This window comes from Klebsiella sp. BIGb0132 (genome assembly GCF_024810075.1).
Taxonomy (GTDB): Bacteria; Pseudomonadota; Gammaproteobacteria; order Enterobacterales; family Enterobacteriaceae; genus Klebsiella; species Klebsiella terrigena.
In genome coordinates this window covers 1-25627 of the sequence record NZ_JANUDW010000001.1, presented here as the reverse complement: position 1 = coordinate 25627, position 25627 = coordinate 1, and the positions used below count along the sequence as shown (strand labels likewise).

General features: G+C 61.6%; 21 protein-coding genes and 1 pseudogene. 17 read left to right on the top strand and 5 right to left on the bottom strand.

Going from position 1 to position 25627, the window contains the following annotated elements; translation table 11 throughout:
* Nucleotides 1-34 precede the first annotated feature (34 nt).
* The 3 genes and pseudogenes from M2416_RS00110 to M2416_RS00100 all read left to right on the top strand — a co-directional run.
* Nucleotides 35-979: pseudogene (locus M2416_RS00110) on the top strand (zinc-dependent alcohol dehydrogenase family protein); the annotation flags it as partial.
* A gap of 332 nt (nucleotides 980-1311) precedes the next feature.
* Nucleotides 1312-2100: a CHAP domain-containing protein gene (locus M2416_RS00105; protein ID WP_259221405.1), complete on the top strand. Its 789-nt coding sequence runs from the start codon at nucleotides 1312-1314 to the stop codon at nucleotides 2098-2100.
* 29 nt (nucleotides 2101-2129) lie between these two features.
* Nucleotides 2130-3773 carry an esterase/lipase family protein gene (locus M2416_RS00100; RefSeq protein WP_259221403.1) on the top strand — a complete coding sequence of 548 codons (1644 nt, stop codon included), beginning with the start codon at nucleotides 2130-2132 and terminating at the stop codon, nucleotides 3771-3773.
* A gap of 66 nt (nucleotides 3774-3839) precedes the next feature.
* On the opposite strand, the gene tynA is transcribed toward M2416_RS00100, so the two are convergent.
* Together tynA and paaZ are read right to left on the bottom strand one after the other, a co-directional pair.
* On the bottom strand, nucleotides 3840-6107 hold the full coding sequence (tynA, locus tag M2416_RS00095; RefSeq protein ID WP_259221402.1) for a primary-amine oxidase: 2268 nt from the start codon (nucleotides 6105-6107) through the stop codon (nucleotides 3840-3842).
* A 187-nt stretch (nucleotides 6108-6294) separates the two neighbouring features.
* The gene (gene paaZ, locus M2416_RS00090; RefSeq protein ID WP_259221399.1) at nucleotides 6295-8340 is read right to left on the bottom strand and encodes a phenylacetic acid degradation bifunctional protein PaaZ; all 2046 of its coding nucleotides are present in this window, start codon (nucleotides 8338-8340) and stop codon (nucleotides 6295-6297) included.
* 285 nt (nucleotides 8341-8625) lie between these two features.
* On the opposite strand from paaZ, the gene paaA reads away from it, so the two are divergent.
* The 13 genes from paaA to paaY all read left to right on the top strand — a co-directional run bounded on the left by paaA (nucleotide 8626) and on the right by paaY (nucleotide 19800).
* Entirely contained in the window at nucleotides 8626-9555 is a 930-nt protein-coding gene (gene paaA / locus M2416_RS00085) for a 1,2-phenylacetyl-CoA epoxidase subunit PaaA (RefSeq protein WP_076945449.1), read from the top strand.
* A gap of 10 nt (nucleotides 9556-9565) precedes the next feature.
* A complete protein-coding gene (paaB, locus tag M2416_RS00080; protein ID WP_041145265.1) occupies nucleotides 9566-9853 on the top strand; it encodes a 1,2-phenylacetyl-CoA epoxidase subunit PaaB in 288 nt (95 codons plus the stop codon).
* 7 nt (nucleotides 9854-9860) lie between these two features.
* Nucleotides 9861-10616, top strand: a complete 756-nt coding sequence (paaC, locus tag M2416_RS00075) for a 1,2-phenylacetyl-CoA epoxidase subunit PaaC (RefSeq protein WP_134525754.1) — start codon at nucleotides 9861-9863, stop codon at nucleotides 10614-10616.
* A gap of 12 nt (nucleotides 10617-10628) precedes the next feature.
* Nucleotides 10629-11126, top strand: coding sequence for a 1,2-phenylacetyl-CoA epoxidase subunit PaaD (gene paaD, locus M2416_RS00070; RefSeq protein WP_076945451.1), 498 nt, complete (start codon nucleotides 10629-10631; stop codon nucleotides 11124-11126).
* Between the two features lie 7 nt (nucleotides 11127-11133).
* Nucleotides 11134-12204 (top strand): 1,2-phenylacetyl-CoA epoxidase subunit PaaE, encoded by a 1071-nt coding sequence (gene paaE, locus M2416_RS00065; protein ID WP_259221387.1) that lies wholly within the window; start codon nucleotides 11134-11136, stop codon nucleotides 12202-12204.
* A complete protein-coding gene (gene paaF, locus M2416_RS00060) occupies nucleotides 12201-12968 on the top strand; it encodes a 2,3-dehydroadipyl-CoA hydratase PaaF (protein ID WP_259221385.1) in 768 nt (255 codons plus the stop codon). The genes paaE and paaF overlap by 4 nt, the downstream gene beginning before the upstream one ends.
* Nucleotides 12969-12970: 2 nt before the next feature.
* The gene (gene paaG / locus M2416_RS00055) at nucleotides 12971-13759 is read left to right on the top strand and encodes a 2-(1,2-epoxy-1,2-dihydrophenyl)acetyl-CoA isomerase PaaG (protein WP_237373779.1); all 789 of its coding nucleotides are present in this window, start codon (nucleotides 12971-12973) and stop codon (nucleotides 13757-13759) included.
* Nucleotides 13760-13762: 3 nt separating this feature from the next.
* The gene (paaH, locus tag M2416_RS00050; protein ID WP_259221382.1) at nucleotides 13763-15190 is read left to right on the top strand and encodes a 3-hydroxyacyl-CoA dehydrogenase PaaH; all 1428 of its coding nucleotides are present in this window, start codon (nucleotides 13763-13765) and stop codon (nucleotides 15188-15190) included.
* On the top strand, nucleotides 15180-15602 hold the full coding sequence (gene paaI, locus M2416_RS00045) for a hydroxyphenylacetyl-CoA thioesterase PaaI (protein WP_259221380.1): 423 nt from the start codon (nucleotides 15180-15182) through the stop codon (nucleotides 15600-15602). Before paaH ends, paaI begins: the two co-directional genes overlap by 11 nt.
* Entirely contained in the window at nucleotides 15602-16807 is a 1206-nt protein-coding gene (pcaF, locus tag M2416_RS00040) for a 3-oxoadipyl-CoA thiolase (RefSeq protein WP_259221378.1), read from the top strand. Before paaI ends, pcaF begins: the two co-directional genes overlap by 1 nt.
* Before the next feature lie 26 nt (nucleotides 16808-16833).
* Nucleotides 16834-18150 carry a phenylacetate--CoA ligase PaaK gene (paaK, locus tag M2416_RS00035; protein ID WP_259221377.1) on the top strand — a complete coding sequence of 439 codons (1317 nt, stop codon included), beginning with the start codon at nucleotides 16834-16836 and terminating at the stop codon, nucleotides 18148-18150.
* 117 nt (nucleotides 18151-18267) lie between these two features.
* The gene (paaX, locus tag M2416_RS00030; protein ID WP_259221375.1) at nucleotides 18268-19194 is read left to right on the top strand and encodes a phenylacetic acid degradation operon negative regulatory protein PaaX; all 927 of its coding nucleotides are present in this window, start codon (nucleotides 18268-18270) and stop codon (nucleotides 19192-19194) included.
* Nucleotides 19195-19203: 9 nt separating this feature from the next.
* Nucleotides 19204-19800 (top strand): phenylacetic acid degradation protein PaaY, encoded by a 597-nt coding sequence (paaY, locus tag M2416_RS00025; RefSeq protein ID WP_041145275.1) that lies wholly within the window; start codon nucleotides 19204-19206, stop codon nucleotides 19798-19800.
* A gap of 25 nt (nucleotides 19801-19825) precedes the next feature.
* Here the strand turns inward: paaY and nadS are convergent, their stop codons facing one another.
* From nadS to azoR, 3 genes are all read right to left on the bottom strand, one after another.
* Nucleotides 19826-20110: a NadS family protein gene (gene nadS, locus M2416_RS00020; RefSeq protein WP_041145276.1), complete on the bottom strand. Its 285-nt coding sequence runs from the start codon at nucleotides 20108-20110 to the stop codon at nucleotides 19826-19828.
* 1 nt (nucleotide 20111) lies between these two features.
* On the bottom strand, nucleotides 20112-20444 hold the full coding sequence (locus M2416_RS00015; protein WP_041145277.1) for a type II toxin-antitoxin system RelE/ParE family toxin: 333 nt from the start codon (nucleotides 20442-20444) through the stop codon (nucleotides 20112-20114).
* A 241-nt stretch (nucleotides 20445-20685) separates the two neighbouring features.
* The gene (gene azoR / locus M2416_RS00010; protein ID WP_041145278.1) at nucleotides 20686-21291 is read right to left on the bottom strand and encodes an FMN-dependent NADH-azoreductase; all 606 of its coding nucleotides are present in this window, start codon (nucleotides 21289-21291) and stop codon (nucleotides 20686-20688) included.
* A gap of 201 nt (nucleotides 21292-21492) precedes the next feature.
* Between azoR and hrpA the strand changes: the two genes are divergently transcribed.
* The gene (gene hrpA, locus M2416_RS00005; protein WP_259221359.1) at nucleotides 21493-25395 is read left to right on the top strand and encodes an ATP-dependent RNA helicase HrpA; all 3903 of its coding nucleotides are present in this window, start codon (nucleotides 21493-21495) and stop codon (nucleotides 25393-25395) included.
* Nucleotides 25396-25627 lie beyond the last annotated feature (232 nt).

Below are 25627 nucleotides of genomic sequence, written 5' to 3'. Positions count from 1 at the left end.
GCTATCATCCTGCTTTTATCGTGCCGTGCTGAATATGCTCAACCATGCCATCTGCTACCACCGCTACGGGCCGCCGGAGCGCGTGCTGGCCCTGCACACGCAGCCTCTGCCGACGCTGGCGGCGGGGAAAGTGCGCGTGCAAATGCGCTATGCGCCGCTCAACCCTTCCGATCTTATCCCCGTCACCGGCGCCTATCGCCACCGCACGACGCTTCCCGCCGTGGCCGGCTATGAAGGCGTTGGCGTGGTGGTTGCCGCATCGCCGGGCTCGGGCGCAGTGCCCGGCCAGCGGGTTCTGCCGCTGCGCGGCGAGGGGACATGGCAGAGCTATCTGGATATCACCGGCGAGTGGCTGGTGCCGGTGCCGGACGGGATTGATGACAGGCTCGCCGCGCGGGGCTATATCAATCCCCTGACCGCGCTGCTGATGCTCAGGCGCTGGCCGGTGGTGGGTAAAAATATTGTCCTTACGGCCGCCGCCTCATCCTGCGCCAGCCTGCTGGGCCAGTGGGCGCTGCGGATCGGCGCCCGTTCGGTATGCGGGGTGATTCGTTCGCCGCAGCATCGTGAACGGCTGGAGCAGCAGGGGATCTATCCGCTGATGGCGACGGATCGCGGCATGCTTGGGCAGGTGCTTCAGCAGACCGATCTGCTGTTTGATGCGGTGGGCGGCGACTCCTCCAGCGAGCTGCTGGCCATGCTGCCGGCATCCTCGACGCTTATCTCCTACGGCTTACTTTCCGGCGCGCCGCTGACGCAGTCGCGCCACGGCGCGCGAGTGAGTAAATTTCATCTGCGCGAGGCGCTGCCGCCGCTGAACGTCGGCGAGTGGCGGGCGGCGTTTAGCGACATCTGGCAGCTGCTGCCGCAGACCGCCATGCCCGCGGCGCAGGTGCTGCCTTTTAGGCGCTGGCAGGAGGCTATCGTCGCCAGCGAGCGGCAGGGAAGAGAGCGCAAAATCCTGCTCGATTTCAGCTCGCCCTGCGGCGCTGTCGGCGGGGTGCCCGCAGATAAAGCGGGGGATGTGCCGCCGGGGGACTTGATCTCTGCACAGAGCTGGCTAACCTTAAAAGGTAGCGTTGCGTTTTAGCTCAGCGACCGCACGATTCTATTCTGACTCTGGCTATTTATTTCACACCTTCTTCCGGGGTTCTCCCTGTGTTTTTTATACCTGAAATTTATTTTTATTTTTCCGGGCGTAATGGTGACCCGCGCCTGCACTGGTTTTAAAAAATGACGCTAGCGCTAATTATTATATGCATGGGCCTGTTTTATTCTGCTTAATAACATCAAAAGCTCGACGGAGGTTTTATGTTAAAGATGGGTGATGAAGGTATTGCGGTAGCGAAATTAGTTGACGATCTACGAAAGCTATTATTTGGCCTGGCCCCAGGTAATAAATTTGATGCGCTGGTAAAAAAATCGGTAGAAGCATTTCAGGTTGCCAACGTTGACGCCTCCGGCCAGCCGCTGGTTGTCGATGGTAAGGTCGGTCCCCATACCCGCTGGGCGCTGGATGCGGTGCTGGGTAAGCATAGCGGGATCGTGCCACACGCACAGCCGCCGTCCTTGCCGCCGGTGACGGGCGGCAGCAAAACCGGCCAGGCGGCGCTTAAGATAGCGCTGGCGGAAGTCGGACAGGGTGAAGGAGCGTCTGACAATTACGGCCCTGATATTAAAAGGTATTTCGCCGGCTACGGGAAGCAGGGACAAAGCTGGTGCGCCGCGTTTGTCAGCTACTGTTTTAGCCAGGCGCTGGGCGCGGAGCCGCTATTTGGCTATCAAACTTCGGCGCAGGCGCTGCATAACAAAATGAAATCATTGGGCTATTCCTATACTCCCTCGCTGAGCAACCCGCCGCAGCCGGGCGATATTATCTGCTGGCTAAGGGTTGACCCCAGCAAGGTGAAGGAGACGGCCTGGCAAGGCCACGTCGGTATCGTGCAGCGGTATGCTGACGGTATTTTGTGGACTGTCGAGGGCAATCGTGGAGCCTGGCCATCGAAAGTTAACCTATTTCATTATTCATGGTCAGTGCTGGTCACCTCAGCCACAAGCGACAAGTTTAAGGGGCTCTACGGGCTCTCGCGACATCCCTGATAATAATTAAATGCGGTCAGGAAAATAAAATGACAAATAAAAAAGCGCCTTTTTATCCCATTATCTATGTTCGCGGTTATGCCATGACCCAGCGCGAGATCAATGAGACGACAGCAGATCCGTTTAATGGTTTTAATCTTGGCTCAACGATGCTGCGCGCTTCGGCGAGTCAGAAAGAGCGGCCGAGAAAGTTTTATTTTGAATCACCCGTTATTCGCCTGGCATCGGAGTTTGGCTACAGCGATGTTTTTGAGCAGGGGCTGGATATCACCGACGCGGGCTGGGCGCTCGACCCGATGGGAAAACCCACCGGCAATACGCTGGATGACAAATCGGTGATCGTCTATCGCTATTACGACGAGGCCTCGACGCTGCTGGGCTCCGGCAGCACCCCGGACATCCTGGCGGCGGCTGCGGGGCTTTCCAGCCTGCTGGCACAGGTCAGGCAGCTGCTGCTGGATAATCCAAACAGCGGCGTGCAGGCTGCGGCCGATTTTCGCTGCTATCTGGTTGCCCACTCGATGGGAGGGCTGGTGTGCCGCGCTTTCCTGCAAAATGCGGCGCTTGATCCTCAGGGAATGGCGAAAAGCGTCGATAAGTTTTTTACCTACGCGACGCCGCATAACGGGATTGATTTTGCCGGCATCAATATTCCCGATCTGCCGTGGCAGAGCAGCGTCACCAACTTTAGCCGCGATCGCATGGCGCAGTATCTCGACCTTCAGCAGGCCTACGCCCGCTATCAGCGGGTTGATTTGATACCCGAATCCCGCCTCGCATCGTCGCGTATCTTCACGATGGTCGGCACCAACCGCATGGATTACGACGTGGCCGCCGGGCTATCGCGAACCTTCGTCGGCAACGGCAGCGATGGTCTGGTAAAAATTGAGAATGCGACGCTGAACGGCCTGAATGACGACGGTTCCATCGGTGCGCCCTGCGCCAAGGCCTTCACCTATCGCGCGCACTCCGGCTATTTCGGCATCGTGAATAGCGAGGAGGCGTTTCAGAACCTGTCGCGCTTTCTTTTTGGCGACGTTCGGGTGGATATATGGCTGGATCTCAGCGACATTCGCCTTCCCGATGCGGCGGTGAAAGCGGCGGGCGGGGATGCGACGAAAATTGACGCCATTTATCAGGTAGAAGCGATTGCCTCGCCGCGAGGTAAGCCCTGGTCGTTAACCCGCCGGGTCTCGGAAGAGGACTCCGTTGCCTGCCTGACGCAGAAAGAGTGGAATCAGCGAGGCTCATCTTCGCAATACCTCTCCAGCGTCTTTTTGTCGAAACGCGCGCGGGTGCAGAAAACCCGGCGCTCGCTGGCCTACAGCCTGATACTCGGGGTCAAGATCCCGGATTATGAAATTGATAAACGCTTCTGGTTCAATGAGCACTTTGAGGGCGGATATCTGTTTCGTAACTCGCTGATTCTTGAAATCGTGCCGCCGGCGGACGACAGCGGGGCATGGAGGATAAAATATGCGTGGCAGGATAGCGGATATTCCAGCGCTGATATTGTGCTCGACCCGCAGCTCACCGCCGATGCCGCCTGCGAGGTTACGATCCCGGTTGAAAGCGTGACCGTTGACGCCGGCGGCACTAAGCGGCCCTCGGTGCCGGGGATTTCAGGCAGGCTGCGTTTCAAGGTTCAGTCATGGAACAGCGGCGAAGCCTGAGACGCAAAAACGCCGCCGGAGAGGGCCCCGGCGGCGCCAGGCCGTGTTGCTTCAGCAGAGCAGCGTCTACTTCTTCTTCTCGCCCAGGGTTGGGGTTTCATCGAAGAAGTTCCACGGCTTCAGCAGTGCGTGGGCCCATTCGGTAGGCATAATCGGCCACTCTTCGGCGCGCGCCACGTGGGTGGTGCCGGTGGTTATCCACACCACGTCATCGTGGTTGTCCAGCGACTCGTTATCTTTTGCGTACTGACCAAGGCCGGTATCGTGAATCGAACGGTTCGGATATTTGCCTTCCGGGTAGCGTTCTTCCTGATGATAGCGGGTGACCCACAGCTGTTTATCCATAAAGCTCAGGCGGTGATAGATCCACTCATCGGGGGCAAACTTGGCGCCGGTTGCCACCGGATGCGTCCCGCCGGCGTAAGGGATTATCTGGTACGACACCGGGTTACCCATCCGGTTTTCTTTCGTGGTGTTGCTCAGCAGGCGGATAGTGCCTGGGTCAAATTTCTGCGCCGCTTTCTGTTCCGTATCGATGGCGTACTGGTTAATCTGCATGGTGCTGGTACGCGGGCCGCCGGCGGTATTCGGCTTCACTTCCGGGTCCATCGCCACCAGGCTGTTGTTCTCGCCGTCAACGTCGAGATCGAGGCGGAAGTTGTAGATATGCTGATGGGTGGTGCCGACGATGTTATGGTCGATCAGCGTCCCGTAGCGGGTATCCTCTTTGGCGCTCGGATCGTGCATGGTCTTCGCCAACACGCCCTTCACCGCCTCAATGCCGGTGGCGCCGGCGTCGATGCCGATGGTGCCGTTCTCGTGGAAGACCCAGTCAAAGATGTAGTCGTAGTTGCCGACGGTGCTTATCCAGCGCACCACCAGCTCGCGACGCTCGGTGCTGACGTTGGGCTGGCCCATCTCCTGATGTTTGTACTCCGGCCCGGCATAGCGTTCAAAGATCGCCACGGCGCGCGGAATGGTGGTCGGCGTGCCGGTGTAGTCGGCGATGGTTTCATCCAGCAGCACCGAGTTGGCCGGCGCGTCCTTGCCGCGCACGATAGGCGAGGTCAGGGTGCCCATGCCGTAATCGCCGGAGTCGAGATAGGCCTTAAAGTACCAGCCGACGTCCGGATCGCCGTACGGCACAATCATCCCGCCGAGGGAGCCTTCGTACATCACCTGACGCTTTTTACCGTTATCGTTGTAGGTCACGGTGGACAAAATCGGCCCGACGCGCGAGTTCAGGCGCAGGTGGAAATCCCAGTTCTGCCAGTGGATCATATCGCCGGTGATGGTGTAGTTTTTGCCCTCCGGCTCGGTGATATCCAGCGGCTTCACCGCCGGCTTCACGCGGTCGCGGCCGTCGTAAGGGCGCGACTCCATCGGTACCGGGATCACCGGACCTTCCTCAATCTTGATGATTTTCTTCTGCTCGAGATCGACCACCGCCACCAGGTTCTCAATCGGGTGCGCCCAGTAGTTGCCGTCGCCGGTATCCAGATAGCTCACCACCTTCAGCAGCCGCGCGTCCTGTTTCAGGCCATCTTTGCCGTCAAAGTAGCCGACGGTCAGCGGGGTGGTGATCACCTTTTTGGTATCGGTGATGCCGTGCTTTTTCAGCACCGCGGCAAACTCATCGCTGGCGTTGATGATGTTTTGCACGCTGGCGAAATCGTCGAGCAGCACCATGCCGTGGGCGTCTTTGATCGCTTTCCAGGAGAGGATCTTCTTGTTGTGTAAATCGACCACGCTTTCGATAACGTGCTTACCGTCGAGCATCACCACGTCGGCGGTACGCGGCGCGTCTACGGCGGTACCGTTCAGCGCAAAGGCCCACACCGCCGCCTTGTCCGGCTCGTGGAGGGATATTTCGGTGAAGCGCGTATTCGGCCGGAACTCCGGCGCCGCTTTGACGATGGTGACCGCTTCGCTGATTTCTGCCGAGGTTAAGGAGTTGAGCGGGTGGGGGCGTTTTTCAACCTGGAAGGTTTGATCGAGGCCGGACTGGAATACGTCGTTAATAAAGGTCTCGGAAACCCAGGCTTTACCCTCTTTCATCACCACCGGAACCTGCAGGTTCAGCGGCTTGCCGTTGACGATGGCCGTTTTGGCGCCGGGCTTCACTTTGACATAGGCGCCGTCTTTGATCAGCGTAAACATCTGGGCATAGTCGTCCCACTGCACGTCGGCGCCAAACTCCTGCAGCGTCTTGTCCATCGGGACCATATGCGCTTCGCTACCGTGCGCCAGTACCGGCGTTTGCCAGGCGCAAAACAGGGCGACAGCCAGGGCCAAAGCCGTTTTACGCGGGGAAAGGATCGAGCCGTTTGCCATTGTGACCTCGTCTTATTGTTGTGTTGTGCCTTGCCGCTGCGAAAGTCGGCTTCAGTAGCACTAGGCTATCAGCGCCGGGCCATCAGGCGTTTGTTTGCTCTTGCCAGGTTGTTTGTCAGATTTGCCAGTTATGCCCCGGGAGGGCGCTGCGGCCATGACCCGGGGCGATGGGGAGGGCGTTTTGCCGTCAGGCCGGGAAGTCGCCGTGCTGGCGGGCGACGAGGGTCAGAATGGAGTAGAGCGCCACCGGCTGCTGGTGCTGGTTAAATATCTCTACCGCCCACTCGACGACGCCGGTGGCTTTCTCTTCCGCCGTGCGCTGGCGTTTGACCGTTTTACGCTTGCAGGTCAGGCGTACCTGGATGGTGTCTCCCGGCTTCACCGGCTCGATAAAGCGCAGATTTTCCATGCCGTAGTTGGCGATAACCGGCCCGACGCCGGCATCGACGAACAGCCCGGCGGCCGCGGAGATCAGGAAGTAGCCGTGCACCACCCGTTCGCCGAAAATCGACTCGGCGGCGGCAATTTTATCCATGTGGGCGTAGAAGTGGTCGCCGCTCAGGCAGGCAAAATTGACGATATCCGCCTCGGTCAGCGTGCGGCGCGGCGTCAGCAGGCTGTCGCCAGGCTGGATCTCTTCGAAATATTTGCGGAACGGATGAATGCGGTCCTCGGCCACCTGCGCGCCGCGAACCCACTGTCTGGAGATAGCGGCCAGCATGGTCGGGCTGCCCTGAACCGCCGTGCGCTGCATGTAGTGCTTCACCGAGCGCAGGCCGCCGAGCTCTTCGCCGCCTCCGGCGCGTCCCGGGCCGCCGTGAACCAGCTGCGGCAGCGGAGAGCCGTGGCCGGTAGACTCGGCGGACGACTCTTCGTTGAGGATCTGAATACGCCCGTGGCAGCGGGCGGCGCCGAGAATAAACGATCGCGCCAGCTCGCCGCTGGCGGTGACCAGCGTCCCCACCAGGCTGCCTTCACCCGCCCGGGCGAGGGTCAGGGCGTGCTCGCGGTTTTGGTACGGCATCAGGGTCGCTACCGGGCCGAAGGCTTCGATGGCGTGCACCGCCGGGGTTTCATCCGGCTGCGGGCAGAACAGCAGCGTTGGCGGGAAAAAGGCCCCGGCGGCGCTGAGGTCCGCCCGGCCGCCGAGGCGGATTTCGCAGCCGGCCGCAATCAGCTTATTGACGTTCTCCTGCACGTCCCGGCGCTGGTCGCTATTCACCAGCGCGCCCATTTTGACCCCTTCCTGCGCCGGATCGCCCACCACCACCTTCTCCAGGCGGGCGATCAGCGCCTCGCTCACCGCGCTGACCTGCGCCTGCGGCACGATGATCCGGCGGATAGCGGTACATTTCTGCCCGGCTTTAGCGGTCATTTCGCGCACCACTTCGCGAATAAACAGCGCGAACTCCGGCTGCTCCGGCGTGACGTCATCCCCCAGCACGCAGCAGTTCAGCGAGTCGGCTTCCATGGTGAAGGGGATGGATTTCGCCACCAGGTTCGGGTGCACGCGCAGCTGCTGGCCGGTGGCGGCGGAGCCGGTGAAGGTCACCACGTCCTGGCTATCGAGACGCTCGAGCAGATCCCCCGCGCCGCCGCAAATCAGGCTGAGGGCACCTTCCGGCACCAGGCCGCTGTCAACGATGGATTGCACCATCGCCTGGGTCAGCTGGGCGGTGGCGGTAGCCGGCTTGACGATTGCCGGCATCCCGGCCAGCCAGGTTGGCGCCAGCTTCTCCAGCATCCCCCAGCAGGGGAAGTTGAAGGCGTTGATATGCACCGCCACGCCGGACTTTGAGGTCAGCACGTGGCGGGCGGCGAAGCCTCCCTGTTTTGACAGCGGGATCGGCTCATCTTCCGGCCACAGATTATCGTCCGGCAGCTCGCGGCTGCCCAGTCCGGCGTAGGTAAAGAGCGTGCCGATGCCGCCTTCGATATCGACCCAGCTATCGGTGCGGGTCGCCCCGGTTTGCGCCGAAATAGCATAGAAGTCGGCCTTGTGCTCCAGCAGGTGTTTGGCCACCGCCTTGAGCATCGCGCTGCGCTCAATAAAGGTCATGGCCTGCAGCGCTTTGCCGCCGCGCTCGATGGCAAAGCGGCGCGCCTGCGCCATATCCAGCCCTTCGCTGGTGACTTCCCACAGCGCTTCGCCGCTGATGGCGTGGTGAATAGTACGGGTGCGGCCCCGGCCGGTCTGCCAGGCGCCGGATAAGTAGCTGGCTAACTGCTGCATCGCGAATCTCCAGATGTGTTACGTGAAATATCTATAAATAGTTATTTTATGAATCATTAAATGCAAGCCTATATTTAATAATTTATTAACATTGTGATCGATGATGTCGTGAGCTCGTGCCGTATGTTGTTGTATTTACGCTGTTAGTGGAATGTTTTGCGGCGATCGTCACAAAAAAGACAAACAAAATTTGTGGTTTTATTTAACCAGAGTGTAACTTTTATAAAACAATGTGATTCACAAAAATTGATTTGTTGAATTTACAGGAATCATAAAGGTGATGACGTGACAGAAGAACAACGCTTTGACCAGCGCATCGCGCAGGATACGGCCATCGAACCGCAGGACTGGATGCCCGACGCCTACCGCCAGACGCTGATCCGCCAGATTGGCCAGCATGCGCACTCCGAAATTGTCGGCATGCTGCCGGAAGGGAACTGGATCACCCGCGCCCCGACGCTGCGCCGCAAGGCGATCCTGCTGGCTAAAGTGCAGGATGAGGCCGGCCACGGCCTCTATCTGTACAGCGCGGCGGAAACCCTCGGCTGCGCCCGGGAAGATCTCTATCAGAAGATGCTCGACGGGCGGATGAAGTACTCCTCTATTTTTAACTACCCGACGCTGAGCTGGGCGGATATCGGCGTGATCGGCTGGCTGGTGGACGGCGCCGCCATCGTCAATCAGGTGGCCCTGTGCCGCACCTCCTACGGCCCGTACGCCAGGGCGATGGTCAAAATCTGTAAGGAAGAGAGCTTCCACCAGCGCCAGGGGTTTGAAGCCTGCATGGTGCTGGCCCAGGGCAGCGACGAACAGCGGCGGATGCTGCAGGACGCGATCGACCGCTTCTGGTGGCCGGCGCTGATGATGTTTGGCCCCAGCGATGACAGCTCGCCCAACAGCGCGCGCAGCATGGCGTGGAAGATCAAGCTGCACTCCAACGATGAGCTGCGCCAGCGCTTTGTCGACAACACCGTGCCGCAGGTCGAGCTGCTCGGAATGACCGTCCCGGACGCCGAGCTGCGCTTCGACGAGGCCAGCGGCCACTACCGTTTCGGCGAGATTGACTGGCAGGAGCTGAACGAGGTCATTAGCGGCCGCGGGATCTGCAACCACGAACGGCTGGCCGCCAAGCGTAAAGCCTGGGAAGAGGGGGCATGGGTGCGGGAAGCCGCGCTGGCCCACGCGCAAAAACAACACTCCCGCGACGCGGCGTAAGGAGCACCACATGAGCAACGTTTACTGGCCGTTATATGAAGTTTTTGTCCGCAGCAAACAGGGACTTTCGCACCGCCACGTCGGCAGCCTGCATGCCGCCGACGACCAGATGGCGCTGGAGAACGCCCGCGACGTCTACACCCGCCGCAGCGAAGGCTGCTCGCTGTGGGTGGTCAAGGCCAGCGAAATCATCGCTTCGCAGCCGGAAGAGCGCGGCGAATTCTTTGACCCGGCGGAGAGCAAAATCTACCGCCATCCCACTTTCTACAGCGTGCCGGACGGCATGGAACATATGTGAGGCAGCGATGAATAACCTGAATCCCGTTGCAACCTATGCCCTGCGTCTGGGCGATAACGGCCTGGTGCTGGCCCAGCGCCTGGGGGCGTGGTGCGGCCACGCGCCGGAGCTGGAGATTGACCTGGCGCTGGCCAATATCGGCCTCGACCTGCTCGGCCAGGCGCGTAACTTCCTTACCTACGCGGCGGAGCTGGCGGGAAGCGGGGACGAAGACACTCTCGCCTTTGGCCGCGACGAGCGCCAGTTTCACAACCTGCTGCTGGTGGAGCAGCCGAACGGCAGCTTCGCCGACACCCTCGTCCGCCAGTTCTTTATAGACGCCTGGCACGTGGCGCTATTCACCCGGCTGGTAGAGAGCCGCGATGCGCAAATTGCCGCGATCGCCGCCAAGGGGCTGAAGGAGGTGCGCTACCACCTGCGCTTTAGCCGCGGCTGGCTCGAACGTCTGGGCAACGGCACGCCGCTCTCCGCGCAAAAAATGCAGCAGGCGGTTGATGGCCTGTGGCGCTTTACCGGCGAGCTATTTATGGCCGACGCGCTGGAGCTGAGCCTGGTCGAGCAGGGAATTGCCGTTGACCCGCGCGAGCTGCAGGGGGCGTGGCAGAGCACGGTGCATACCGCGCTGCTGGAGTCGGGTCTGCAGATCCCGCAGGAAGCGGCGTTTCGCAGCGGCGGCAAGCAGGGTTTGCACAGCGAACACCTCGGACCGATGCTCGCGGAGATGCAGTATCTGCAGCGCGCCTATCCCGGCCAGCAGTGGTAGCAGGAGGTGGCTATGCAACGACTGACCGCGATCGCCCCCGCCGACGTGCACGCTATCTGGGCCCTGCTCAGCGAGATCCCCGACCCGGAAGTGCCGGTGCTGACCATTACCGACCTCGGGATGGTGCGCAGCGTGGCGCCGCGCGGCGAGGGCTGGGTGATTGGCTTTACGCCGACCTACTCTGGCTGCCCGGCAACGGAGCATCTGCTGGGCGAGATCCGCGCGGCGATGGCCCGCCACGGCTACACGCCGGTGCATATTGTCCTGCAGCTTGACCCGCCGTGGACCACCGACTGGATGAATCAGGCGGCCCGCGAGCGCCTGCGCCAGTACGGGATCAGCCCGCCGCAGGGGCACGCCTGCCACGCCGATATGCCGCAGGAGGTGGTTTGCCCGCGCTGCGGCAGCGTCCACACCTCGCTGATTAGCGAATTCGGTTCCACGGCCTGCAAAGCGCTCTACCGCTGCGACAGCTGCCGCGAACCCTTTGATTACTTTAAATGTATTTGAGGTTGCCATGACGACGTTTCATTCGCTTACCGTCGCGAGAGTGGAGCCGGAAACCCGCGATGCGGTGACCATTACCTTTGCGATCCCCGACGCGCTGCAGACCGAGTATGCCTTCCGTCCCGGCCAGCACCTGACCGTAAAAGCCCGCCTCGGCGGGGAAGAGCTGCGGCGCTGCTACTCCATCTGCCGCAGCCGCTCCCCGGCCGAAATCAGCGTGGCGGTAAAGGCCATCGACGGCGGCCGCTTCTCCCGCTATGCGCAGAACGATATCCACCAGGGCATGGCCCTGGAGGTGATGGTTCCGCAGGGCCATTTTGGCTACCAGCCGCAGGCCGAACGGCGCGGCGAATACCTGGCGATTGCCGCCGGCTCCGGCATAACGCCGATGATGGCGATTATTGGCGCCACGCTCGCCACCGAAGCGCAAAGCCGCTTCACCCTGATCTACGGCAACCGCAGCAGCCACAGCATGATGTTTCGCCAGGCGCTGGCGGACCTGAAAGACCGCTATCCGCAGCGGCTGCAGGTGGTGCACCTGTTTAGCCAGGAGTCGATGGACAGCGACCTGCTGCAGGGGCGCATCGATGGCGCTAAGCTGCGCGCGCTCTCCGGCCGGCTGCTGGACTTCAGCCGCTTCGACGAGGCCTTTATCTGCGGCCCGGCGGTGATGATGGATGACGCTGAGGCCGCGCTGGGTGAGCTCGGGATGGCGGCGAACAGCATTCATCTTGAGCGTTTTAATACGCCGGGCAGCAGCGTTAAGCGCGCGACCGGGGTGCAGGCCGAGGGCCGCACCGTCACCATTCGTCAGGACGGCCGCGACCGGCTGGTGGCCCTCAGCGCGGAGGATGACAGCATTCTCGACGCGGCGCTGCGCCAGGGGGCGGATCTGCCGTTCGCCTGTAAAGGCGGCGTCTGCGCCACCTGCAAATGCAAGGTGCTGAGCGGGGAAGTGGCGATGGCGGCAAACTACAGCCTCGAAGCGGACGAGCTGGCGGCCGGCTACGTGCTCAGCTGCCAGGCGCTGCCGACCAGCGGCGACGTGGTGGTGGATTTTGACGCCCGGGGGATGGCATGAGCGAACTGTTGATTACCCGCCACCAGCGGGTGCTGCATCTGACCCTCAACCGGCCGCAGGCGCGCAATGCGCTCAATAATACGCTGCTGACGCTGCTTGCCGAGGCGCTGGAAGCCGCGGCGGCCGACCCGGAGGTGAGCGCCTGCGTGATTAGCGGCGGCCAGCGCTTCTTTGCCGCCGGCGCCGACCTGAACGAAATGGCGGAAAAAGATCTCCCGGCCACGTTCGATGATATTCGCCCCCGCCTGTGGGCGCGAATTGACGCCTTCCCGAAACCGCTGATTGCGGCAGTGAACGGCTACGCCCTCGGCGCGGGCTGCGAGCTGGCGCTGCTCTGCGACCTCGTGGTCGCGGGGGATAACGCCCGCTTCGGGGTGCCGGAAATCACCCTCGGCATGATGCCCGGCGCGGGCGGCACCCAGCGGCTGATCCGCTGCGTCGGTAAGGCGCTGGCCAGCCGCATGGTGCTGAGCGGCGAAGCCATCGACGCCCGGCGAGCGCAGCAGGCCGGGCTGGTGAGCGATATCTATCCGCCGGCCTTAACCGATGAATATGCCCTCAGGCTGGCCGCCACCGTAGCCCGCCACTCGCCGCTGGCGCTGCGGGCGGCGAAGCAGGCGCTGCGCCAGTCGCAGGAGGTAGGGCTGCAGGCCGGGCTCCAGCAGGAGCGCCAGCTGTTTACGCTGCTCAGCGCGACGGAAGATCGGCGCGAAGGCATCGACGCCTTTTTACAAAAACGTACCCCGCAATTTAAAGGACGCTAATGGTGGAAGCTTTTATTCTCAGCACCGTAGAACAGGGCGTGATGACGATTACCCTTAACCGTCCGGATCGCCTGAACAGCTTTAATGACCTGATGCACCAGCAGCTCGCCGAGTGCCTGACCCAGGCCGAGCGCGACGACAGCGTGCGCTGCCTGCTGATCACCGGCGCCGGACGCGGATTTTGCGCCGGCCAGGATCTTAACGACCGCAACGTTGACCCCAGCGGCCCGGCGCCGGATCTGGGGCTGTCGGTGGAGCGTTTCTATAATCCGCTGGTGCGTCGCCTGGCGGCGCTGCCGAAGCCGGTGATTGCGGCGGTTAACGGCGTGGCGGCCGGGGCCGGGGCAACGCTGGCGCTGGGCTGCGACATGGTACTCGCCGCGCGATCCGCCAGCTTCGTGATGGCCTTCAGCAGGCTCGGGCTGGTGCCCGACTGCGGCGGCAGCTGGTTCCTGCCGCGGGTTGCCGGACGCGCCAGGGCGATGGGGCTGGCGCTGCTGGGCGAGAAGCTCAGCGCCGAACAGGCCGCCCAGTGGGGGATGATCTGGCAGCTGGTGGAAGACGCCGAGCTGGCGGACACCAGCCTGCAGCTGGCCCGCCATCTGGCGGCGCAGCCGACCTTTGGTCTCGGCCTGATTAAGCAAGCCCTGCTGGCCGCGGAAACCAACGGCCTCGATGCCCAGCTTGACCTGGAACGCGACTACCAGCGCATGGCCGGACGCAGCGCCGACTACCGCGAAGGCGTAAGCGCTTTCCTCGCCAAACGTCCTCCACAGTTCAGCGGGAAATAGCCTATGAGCACAACACTGCATCTCGTCGCCGTGATCGGCGGCGGCACCATGGGTTCAGGGATTGCGGAAGTTGCCGCCGGCGCCGGGCATCAGGTGCTGCTTTACGATATCGCCGCCGATGCGCTAACCCGCGCGGTGGACGGTATTCGCCAGCGGCTGGCCTCGCGCGTCGCGCGCGGCAGGCTGACCGCAGAGCAGGCCGAGGCGCTGCTGGCCCGTATCGTGCCGACGACGGAGCTGGCCGCGCTGGCGCCGGCGCAGCTGGTGATTGAAGCGGCTTCCGAACGTCCTGAGGTCAAAAAAGCGCTGTTCAGCCAGCTGGCGGAGATCTGCTCGCCCTCAGCGCTGCTCACCAGCAACACCTCCTCGATTTCGATTACCGCGATTGCCGCCGACGTTAAGCACCCGGAGCGTGTTGCCGGGCTGCACTTCTTTAATCCGGCGCCGGTGATGAAGCTGGTGGAAGTGGTCAGCGGCCTGGCCACCTCGCCGGAGGTGGTCGAACAGCTGTGCCGATGCGTCACCGCGTGGGGCAAGCAGCCGGTGCGCTGCCGCTCAACGCCCGGGTTTATCGTCAATCGCGTCGCGCGCCCGTTCTATGCCGAAGCCTGGCGCGCGCTGGAGGAGCAGGTCGCTCCCGCGCAGGTCATTGACGCGGCGCTGCGCGACGGCGGCGGTTTCCCGATGGGGCCGCTGGCGCTGACCGATTTGATCGGCCAGGACGTCAACTTTGCGGTGACCTGTTCGGTATTCAACGCCTTCTGGCAGGACCGGCGCTTTCTTCCTTCATTGCTACAGCAGGAGCTGGCGCTGGCCGGGCGTCTGGGCAAAAAGAGCGGGCAGGGCGTCTACCGCTGGCCGCTGGATACCGAGACGGAACTGACCCTCAGCGCGGTGGCCGACCCGGCAGGCGCGTTGAAAATTCGCCGTAAAAGTGACGCTGTCACTGAGCTTGACGAACTGCTGCTGATGGAGACCGAAGGCCAAACCGCCGAGGCCCTGAGCGCCCAGTACGGCCGTCCGGTAGTGGTCTATGACCACAGCGCCGGGGAGACGGTGGTGCTGGCGAGCGCGGAGTCTAATCCGCAGTCGGCTACCGATAAAGCGGTGCACTATTTTCAGCAGCAGGGCAAAAAGGTGCTGCAGATTGCCGACTATCCGGGGCTGCTGGTGTGGCGCACGGTGGCGATGCTGGTAAATGAAGCGCTGGATGCGGTGCAGAAAGGGGTGGCCGAGCCGGCGGATATCGACACCGCGATGCGCCTCGGGGTGAACTATCCGCACGGTCCGCTGGCGTGGGGCGCCCGACTGGGCTGGAACCGGGTGCTGCACCTGCTGGAAAACCTCCAGCAGCACTACGGCGAGGAGCGCTATCGCCCCTGTTCGCTACTGCGCCAGAAGGCGCTGCTGGAGATGCATCATGAACGATAAGGCCTGGCGCAACGCGCGCGCGATGTACGAACTCGATACCTGCGCCCAAACGCTGGGGATCGACATTATTGAGATGGACGAAGGCTACGCGCAGATGACCATGACCGTCGCGGCGAACATGCTTAACGGCCATCAAACCTGCCACGGCGGGCAGCTCTTTTCCCTCGCCGACACCGCTTTTGCCTACGCCTGCAACAGCCAGGGGCTGGCGGCGGTAGCCTCGGCGGCGAGCATCGACTTTCTGCGCCCGGCCTTCGCCGGCGACCGGCTGGTCGCCACCGCGCGGGTCAGGCAGCAGGGCAAACTGACCGGCGTCTACGACATCGACATCGTTAACCAACAACAGAAAATTGTCGCCCTGTTTCGCGGTAAATCGCACCGCATCGGCGGCACAATCACAGGAGAAGTTTGATGCGCGACGCCTTTATTTGTGACGGAATTCGTACGCCGATCGGCCGTTACGGCGGGGCACTCGCCAGCGTGCGGGCCGACGATTTGGCCGCCGTTCCGCTGCGCGAGCTGCTGAGCCGCAACCCGCGCCTCGATCCCGGCTGCATTGACGACGTGATTTTCGGCTGCGCCAACCAGGCCGGAGAAGATAACCGCAACGTGGCGCATATGGCGACGCTGCTGGCGGGCTACCCGCAGAGCATCTCCGGCACCACCATCAACCGCCTGTGCGGCTCCGGACTGGACGCAATTGGCTTTGCCGCCCGGGCCATCAGGGCCGGGGACGCCGACCTGATGATTGCCGGCGGGGTAGAGTCGATGTCGCGGGCGCCGTTTGTGATGGGCAAGGCCAGCGCGCCTTACCAGCGTCAGGCGGAGCTGTTTGATACCACCATCGGCTGGCGTTTTGTGAACCCGCTCATGCAGCAGCAATTTGGCACTGACAGCATGCCGGAAACGGCGGAGAATGTAGCCGAGTTGTTAAATATTAGCCGCGCCGATCAGGACGCCTTCGCTCTGCGCAGCCAGCAGCTGACGGCGAAGGCCCAGCGTAACGGCATCCTGGCGCAGGAGATCGTCCCGGTACAGATTATCGGCAAGAAAGGGGCGGTGAGCGCCGTTCGCGACGATGAGCATCCGCGGGCGGAGACCACCCTGGAGCAGCTTTCACAGCTTAAAACCCCGTTTCGCAAGGGCGGCGTGGTCACCGCCGGAAACGCCTCCGGAGTTAACGACGGCGCCGCGGCGCTGATTATCGCCAGCGAACAGCAGGCGCTGGCCCAGGGGCTGACGCCGCGGGCGCGCATCGTGGCGATGGCCACGGCGGGGGTTGAACCACGGCTGATGGGGCTCGGGCCGGTGCCCGCCGTGCGCAAGGTGCTGGAGCGCGCGGGGCTGAACATTAACGATATGGACGTCATTGAACTGAATGAAGCCTTCGCCGCCCAGGCGCTGGGAGTGCTCAGACAGCTGGGCGTGGCGGACGATGCCGCGCACGTTAACCCCAACGGCGGCGCCATCGCTCTCGGCCACCCGCTGGGAATGAGCGGCGCCCGGCTGGCGCTGAGCGCGAGCCTGGAGCTGCAGCGCCGCGGCGGGCGCTACGCCCTGTGTACGATGTGTATTGGCGTGGGTCAGGGCATTGCCATGATCCTCGAGCGAGTGTGAGCTAATTTACCTGCGAGTACCCTAAAATGATAACTAATACAAAATTAGATCCGATTGAAAACGCTTCTCGTGACGAATTACAGGCTCTGCAAACCCAGCGTCTGAAGTGGACGCTGAAACACGCTTACGACAATGTTCCTATGTACCGCCGCAAGTTTGACGCGGCGGGGGTGCATCCTGACGATTTCCATGAGCTGAGCGACCTGAGCAAGTTCCCGTGCACCACCAAGCAGGATCTGCGCGATAACTACCCGTTCGATACCTTTGCGGTGCCGATGGAGCAGATTGTGCGCATCCACGCCTCGTCGGGAACCACCGGCAAGCCGACGGTGGTCGGCTACACGCAAAACGATATTGATACCTGGGCCAGCATCGTCGCCCGTTCCCTGCGCGCGGCGGGCGGCACGGCGAAGGACAAAATCCACGTTGCCTACGGCTACGGCCTGTTCACCGGCGGCCTTGGTGCGCACTACGGCGCGGAGCGTCTGGGGGCCACGGTGATCCCGATGTCCGGCGGCCAGACGGAAAAACAGGCGCAGCTGATCCGCGATTTTCAGCCGGATATGATTATGGTTACGCCCTCGTACTGCCTGAACCTGATTGAAGAGCTTGAGCGGCAGATGGGCGGCGATGCCAGCCGCTGCTCTCTGCGGGTTGGCGTATTCGGCGCCGAGCCGTGGACGCTGGCAATGCGGGCGGAAATCGAGCGCCGTCTCGGGATCACCGCCCTGGATATCTACGGACTTTCGGAAGTCATGGGGCCGGGGGTGGCGATGGAGTGTCTGGAAACCGCCGACGGCCCGACCATCTGGGAAGATCATTTCTATCCAGAGGTGGTCAACCCGCACGACGGCACGCCGCTGGCGGATGGCGAACACGGCGAGCTGCTGTTCACCACCCTGACCAAAGAGGCGCTGCCGGTGATCCGCTACCGCACCCGCGATCTGACCCGCCTGCTGCCGGGCACCGCGCGCAGCATGCGGCGGATGGATCGCATCAGCGGACGCAGCGACGACATGCTGATCATTCGCGGCGTCAACGTCTTCCCGTCGCAGCTGGAGGAGGAGATCCTCAAGGTGGAGCATCTGGCGCCGCACTACCAGCTGGAGGTCAATCGCCGCGGCCATCTTGATTCACTTTCGGTACGCGTGGAGCTGAAAGAGAGCAGCCTGTCGCTGACCCACGAACAGCGCTGCCAGATCTGCCATCAACTGCGTCACCGCATCAAGTCGATGGTCGGGATCTCCACCGATATCAGCATCGTCAACTGCGGCAGCATCCCGCGCTCGGAAGGCAAAGCCTGCCGGGTGTTCGACCTGCGCAAGGTTGCCGCCAACGGCTAGGCCAGCGCCTCCCGGCACGGCCGGACGATGAACTCCCCGGCGGGACGCCGCGCGCCTGCCGGGAGCTCCCTGTGCTATGATTCGTCATGGACTAATAACGGCAACGGAATGAATCAGATGAGCAGGCTTGATAATTTTATTCAACAGGCGGTAACGGCGATGCCGATTAGCGGGACCTCGCTGATCGCCTCGTTGTACGGTGATTCGCTGCTGCAGCGCGGGGGCGAAGTGTGGCTCGGCAGCGTGGCGGCCCTGCTCGAAGGGCTGGGGTTCGGCGAGCGTTTTGTGCGTACGGCGCTGTTTCGCCTCAACAAGGAGGAGTGGCTGGACGTGGTGCGCATCGGCCGCCGCAGCTTCTATCGTCTGAGCGACAAGGGGCTGCGCCTGACCCGCCGCGCGGAGCACAAAATTTATCGCGCCGGCGCCCCGGAGTGGGACGGCACCTGGCTGCTGCTGCTCTCCGAGGGGCTGGAAAAGAACACCCTGGCGGAGGTGAAAAAGCAGCTTCTGTGGCAGGGTTTTGGCGCGCTCGCGCCGAGCCTGCTCGCCTCGCCGGCGCAGAAGCTGGCGGACGTCCAGTCGCTGCTGCACGAGGCGGGGGTGGCGGAAAACGTCATCTGCTTTGAAGCGCACTCTCCGCTGGCGCTCTCCCGGGCGGCGCTGCGCGCGCGCGTCGAGGAGTGCTGGCATCTGACCGAGCAAAACGCGATGTACGAAACCTTTATTTCGCTGTTTCGCCCGCTGCTGCCGCTGCTGCGCGACGTCGATAGCGCGGAGCTCACCGCAGAGCGCTGCTTCCAAATCCAGCTGCTGTTAATCCATTTTTATCGTCGGGTGGTGCTCAAAGATCCGCTCCTGCCGGAGGAGCTGCTGCCGGCGCACTGGCTGGGGCAGACCGCGCGCCAGCTGTGCATCAATATTTATCAACGCGTCGCCCCCGGCGCGCTGGCCTTCGTGAGCGAGCACGGGGAGAGCTCGGTCGGCGAACTGCCGACGCCGGGGCCGCTCTATTTTCAACGTTTTGGCGGCCTGACCGCCGCCTAAGGAGAGCCGATGCCGATTTATCAGATAGACGGAATGACCCCGGTGGTCCCCGATGAAAGCTACGTTCACCCCACGGCAGTGTTGATTGGCGACGTGATCCTCGGGAAAGGCGTGTACGTCGGGCCCAACGCCAGCCTGCGCGGTGATTTCGGGCGTATCGTGGTGAAAGACGGCGCTAACATTCAGGATAACTGCGTGATGCACGGCTTTCCCGGCCAGGATACGGTGGTCGAAGAGGACGGGCATATCGGCCACGGAGCGATCCTCCACGGCTGCGTCATCGGCCGCAACGCGCTGGTGGGGATGAGCGCGGTGATTATCGACGGCGCGACGATTGGCGAAAACAGCATCGTTGGCGCCTCGGCGTTCGTGAAGGCCAAAGCCGAGATGCCGGCCAACCATCTGATCGTCGGCAGCCCGGCGAAGGCGATTCGCACCCTGAGCGAGCAGGAGATCGCGTGGAAAAAGCAGGGGACGCGGGAGTATCAGGTGCTGGTCGAACGCTGCCAGCAAACGCTGCATCAGGTGGAGCCGCTGAAAGAGGTGGAACCGCAGAGAAAGCGCCTGGAGTTTGACGAAAGCCTGCGGCCGAAATCATCATCCTGAGCGGTAGCCCTCCGGCATGGAGGGCCTAATATTTAGCCAGCTCCTGAAAGAGCGCCGGGTTCGCCTGAATCGCCGCCAGCACTTTTGCCGCCAGCCCCGTTGGGTTGCGTCGTCTGGATTCCCAGCTTTTAATGGTATCCACGCTGGTTCCCAGCGCTTGCGCCATTTCCGTCTGGGAAACGTTCAGCCGCGCTCGAATGGCCTTCACGTCAGCAATCTCATAGCGAGTCACGCGGGCCGGGGCTTTATCGCCATTTTTGATATCCACGGCTTCTTTGAGAGACGTTTGAAGCTCATCAAAAAAACTCATATCACACCTCATTTTTCAGTTGTTTTGCTAGTTTTTTGAGCTGCGCTTTTTCAGCATCGGTCAGGCTATCTTTAGTGCTTTTTGGGTAAGCCAAAACCAGATAGATAATCTCAGCGGTTGCGAGGAAGTAGATCACCCTCGCGCTGCCGCTTTTCCCCTGAGAGCCTGTCGCCATCCTGATTTTCCGTAAGCCACCCGTATTCTGGATGATATCCCCGGCATCCGGATTGCCAATGAGTTCTTTCTGCAGCGCCCGAAGCTCATCGTCAGTAGCAAGCTGTTGTATCTGCCGGGTAAACAGCGGTGTTTCGATAAATTCAATCGCACAGCACATGAGTACGCGCCTTGTTAAGGTACCATGTACACTTTAATATTTACATGGTACCCATGCATAATTTTACGGCAATCTGTCAGGCGGGTGCCCGCAGGTCGGAGACGGGTTGCCTCAAGCCGTGAGCGCTATCGTACAGGCTGAATGGTTTGCTGACTGAATGAGCTGCTGATGTTACGAGGCGTCTCGTAAAGTGGGTGAGGGGGAGAAAAAACTCCCACCGGGCGGTGGGAGTGAAAATCTATTACGCCGCAACCACGCTATCGATGGCTGCTTTGGCGTCGTTCTGCGCTTTGGCCGCCACTTCCGGACCGTAAGCGATGCCTTCAGCGAAGACGAAGTTCACGTCGGTGATGCCGATGAAGCCGAGGAAGGTCGACAGGTACGGCGTGACCAGGTCAGTCGCGGTATCTTTATGGATGCCGCCGCGACTGGTAACAACAACGGCGCGTTTACCGGTAACCAGACCTTCCGGCCCTTTCTCGGTGTAGCGGAAGGTGACGCCAGCGCGAGCCACGAGGTCGAAGTAGTTTTTCAGCTGAGTCGGGATGTTGAAGTTATACATCGGCGCGGCGATAACAATCACGTCATGCGCCTGCAGCTCGGCGATCAGCTCGTCGGACAGCGCCAGCGCTTCCTGCTGACGCGGAGTCAGCGGCGCATCGCTCGGACGCAGAGCACCCACCAGTTCGCCATCCAGTACCGGAATCGGATTTGCTGCCAGGTCACGCACGGTGATAACGTCTTCAGCGTGCTTTTCACGCCATTGTTCAACAAAATAGTCGGACAGCTGACCGGATTGCGAGTACCCTGCCAGAATACTGGATTTGAGAACTAATACTTTGCTCATGGGTGTTTCCTTATATGAGATTGACGGGTCGATGCCCTGGTGCTTGCTGACACTTTATTCACAATCATGCCACAGAGAAAGCGCAATAAATCGAACTCAGTGTTCAGTTTTTTTGAACAAGGCATGAAATGATCAGCTGTGGTAATCTACAGCAATACTTCAAAAGAGATTTTTCCTGGCAGAGCACTGCCCGATAACGCTATGACAGAACAACACATTTTCACCTTCCCCCAGCTCTTCCAGCAGCTTGATGGCCTGATGCTGCGCGACAGGTCACGCTTTTCCCGCCGTCTGCACGGCGTGAAGAAGGTTAAAAATCCTGAATCCCAGCAGGCTATTCTGCGAGAGATGGCGCAGGAGATTGCGGCGGCGGCAGGGAAAGTCCTGCTGCGTGAAGCGGCGCGGCCGGCGATTACCTATCCGGAAAACCTGCCGGTAAGCCAGAAAAAGCAGGAGATCCTCGAAGCCGTGCGCGACCACCAGGTGGTGATTGTGGCGGGGGAGACCGGCTCCGGTAAAACCACCCAGCTGCCGAAAATCTGCATGGAGCTCGGGCGCGGAGTGAAAGGCTTAATTGGCCACACCCAGCCGCGTCGTCTGGCGGCACGCACCGTGGCGAACCGCATCGCCGAGGAGCTGCAAAGCGAACCGGGTGGCTGCATCGGCTACAAGGTGCGCTTTAGCGACCACGTCAGCGACAACACCATGGTCAAGCTGATGACCGACGGTATCCTGCTGGCGGAAATCCAGCAGGACCGGCTGCTGATGCAGTACGACACCATCATTATCGATGAGGCCCACGAACGCAGCCTCAATATCGACTTCCTGCTCGGCTACCTGCGGGAGCTGCTGCCGAAGCGTCCGGACCTGAAAATCATCATCACCTCGGCGACCATCGATCCGGAACGCTTCTCGCGCCACTTTAACCACGCGCCGATTATCGAAGTTTCCGGTCGCACTTATCCGGTCGAAGTTCGCTACCGGCCGATCGTGGAAGAGGCCGACGACACCGAACGCGATCAGCTGCAGGCGATTTTCGACGCCGTCGATGAGCTGGGCCATGAAAGCCCCGGCGATATCCTGATCTTTATGAGCGGCGAGCGGGAGATCCGCGATACCGCCGATGCGCTCAACAAGCTCAACCTGCGGCATACCGAAGTGCTGCCGCTCTACGCCCGGCTGTCGAACAGCGAGCAGAACCGCGTCTTCCAGTCCCACAGCGGGCGGCGCATTGTGCTGGCGACCAACGTCGCGGAAACCTCGCTGACGGTGCCGGGAATTAAGTACGTTATCGACCCGGGCACCGCGCGCATCAGCCGCTATAGCTTCCGCACCAAGGTGCAGCGCCTGCCGATTGAGCCCGTTTCTCAGGCCTCCGCTAACCAGCGTAAAGGCCGCTGCGGCCGCGTATCGGAAGGGATCTGTATTCGTCTCTATTCCGAAGACGATTTCCTGTCGCGCCCGGCGTTTACCGACCCGGAAATCCTGCGCACCAACCTGGCGTCGGTTATTCTGCAAATGACCGCGCTGGGGCTGGGCGATATCGCCGCCTTCCCGTTCGTTGAGGCGCCGGACAAGCGTAACATCCAGGACGGCGTGCGCCTGCTGGAGGAGCTCGGGGCGATTACCACCGACGAGCAGATGACCGCCTATAAGCTAACCCCGATGGGCCGCCAGCTCAGCCAGCTGCCGGTTGACCCGCGGCTGGCGCGAATGGTGCTGGAAGCGCAAAAGCACGGCTGCGTGCGCGAGGCGATGATCATCACCTCGGCGCTGTCGATTCAGGACCCGCGCGAACGGCCGATGGACAAGCAGCAGGCTTCGGATGAGAAGCACCGCCGCTTCCACGATAAAGAGTCGGACTTCCTCGCCTTCGTCAACCTGTGGAACTACCTCGGCGAGCAGCAGAAGGCGCTGTCGTCGAACCAGTTCCGCCGCCAGTGCCGCCTTGATTTTCTTAACTATCTGCGGGTGCGCGAGTGGCAGGATATCTATACCCAGCTGCGCCAGGTGGTGAAAGAGCTGGGCCTGCCGGTCAATAGCGAACCGGCGGAGTACCGCGAAATTCACACCGCGCTGCTGACCGGGCTGCTGTCGCATATCGGCATGAAGGATACCGACAAGCAGGAGTTTACCGGCGCGCGCAACGCCCGCTTCTCGATCTTCCCGGGCTCCGGGCTGTTTAAGAAGCCGCCGAAGTGGACCATGGTTGCCGAGCTGGTGGAAACCAGCCGCCTGTGGGGGCGCATCGCCGCGCGCATCGACCCGGAATGGGTGGAGCCGGTGGCGCAGCATCTGATTAAGCGCTCGTACAGCGAACCGCACTGGGAGCGGGCGCAGGGGGCGGTGATGGCGACGGAGAAAGTGACCGTTTACGGCCTGCCGATCGTTGCCGCCCGCAAGGTGAACTACAGCCAGATTGACCCGGCGCTGTGCCGCGAGCTGTTTATCCGCCACGCGCTGGTGGAGGGCGACTGGCAGACCCGTCACGCTTTCTTCCGCGATAACCTCAAGCTGCGAACAGAGATCGAAGAGCTGGAGCACAAATCGCGCCGCCGCGACATCCTGGTCGATGACGAGACGATGTTTGAGTTCTACGATCGGCGCATCAGCCATGACGTTATCTCGGCGCGCCATTTCGACAACTGGTGGAAGCAGGCCAGCCGCGAGACTCCGGATCTGCTCAACTTTGAAAAGAGCATGCTGATTAAAGAGGGCGCGGAGCAGGTCAGCAAGCTGGACTACCCCAACTTCTGGCATCAGGGCAGCCTCAAGCTGCGCCTGACCTACCAGTTTGAACCGGGCGCCGACGCCGACGGGGTGACGGTGCATATTCCGCTGCCGCTGCTCAATCAGGTGGAGGAGGCCGGTTTTGAATGGCAAATCCCAGGCCTGCGCCGGGAGCTGATTATCGCCCTGATTAAGTCGCTGCCGAAACCGGTGCGGCGTAACTTTGTCCCGGCGCCGAACTACGCCGAAGCCTTTTTAGGCCGGGCGACGCCGCTGGAGCTGCCGCTGCTGGATTCGCTGGAGCGCGAGCTGCGGCGGATGAGCGGCGTGACCATCGACCGCGAGGCCTGGCAGTGGGATCAGGTGCCCGATCACCTAAAAATCACCTTCCGAGTGGTGGATGATAAGAACAAGAAGCTCGCAGAAGGCCGTTCGCTGCAGGAGTTAAAGGACGCGCTGAAGGGGAAAGTGCAGGAGACGCTCTCCGCGGTGGCCGATGACGGTATCGAGCAGAGCGGGCTGCATATCTGGAGCTTTGGCACCCTGGCGGAAAGCTATGAGCAAAAGCGCGGCAACTATCGGGTTAAGGCCTGGCCGGCGCTGGTGGACGAACGTGACAGCGTCGCCATTAAGCTGTTCGACAATCCGCTCGAGCAGCAGCAGGCGATGTGGCGCGGTCTGCGGCGGCTGCTGCTGCTGAACATTCCGTCGCCGATTAAATATCTGCACGAGAAGCTGCCGAATAAAGCCAAGCTGGGGCTCTATTTTAACCCCTACGGTAAGGTGCTGGATCTGATTGACGACTGCATCTCCTGCGGCGTCGATAAGCTTATCGACGAGGCGGGCGGGCCGGTATGGACCGAAGAGGGTTTTGCGAAGCTGCACGAGAAGGTCCGCGCCGAGCTCAACGATACGGTGGTGGAGATTGCCAAACAGGTTGAGCAGATCCTGACCGCGGTGTTCAACGTCAACAAGCGCCTGAAAGGGCGCGTGGATATGACCATGGCGCTGGGGCTGTCGGATATCAAGGCGCAGATGAGTGGGCTGGTCTATCGCGGATTCGTCACCGGCAACGGCTTCCGCCGGCTGGGGGATACGCTGCGCTATCTGCAGGCGATTGAAAAGCGGCTGGAGAAAATGGCCGTCGATCCCCATCGCGATCGCGCGCAGATGCTGAAGATTGAGAGCATTCAGCAGGCGTGGCAGCAGTGGTTGAATAAGCTGCCGCCGACGCGGCGCGACGATGAGGACGTGCAGGAGGTCCGCTGGATGATTGAGGAGCTGCGCGTTAGCTTCTTTGCCCAGCAGCTGGGTACCCCGTACCCGATTTCCGATAAGCGGATCCTGCAGGCGATGGAGCAGATCGTCGCCTGATCGGCGGGCTTTAGGGTGGTTTGGGCGAATAAGCGCGTTGGATGCTGGTGGTATGGATATTCCGTCCAGTTTCGTGGAATATTCCGTTCACGGTAAATCTGGCGCTATTCTCAAACCCGCTGCGGGTGAACGGCACAGGGGGCGTTTCGCCCGCCCCCCGTGGCCCCCGGCATGGCGCTGAAAACTGCCGCTGCGCGGTACGCTCCACTCCGGCTTCATCTGGCGGACCGGG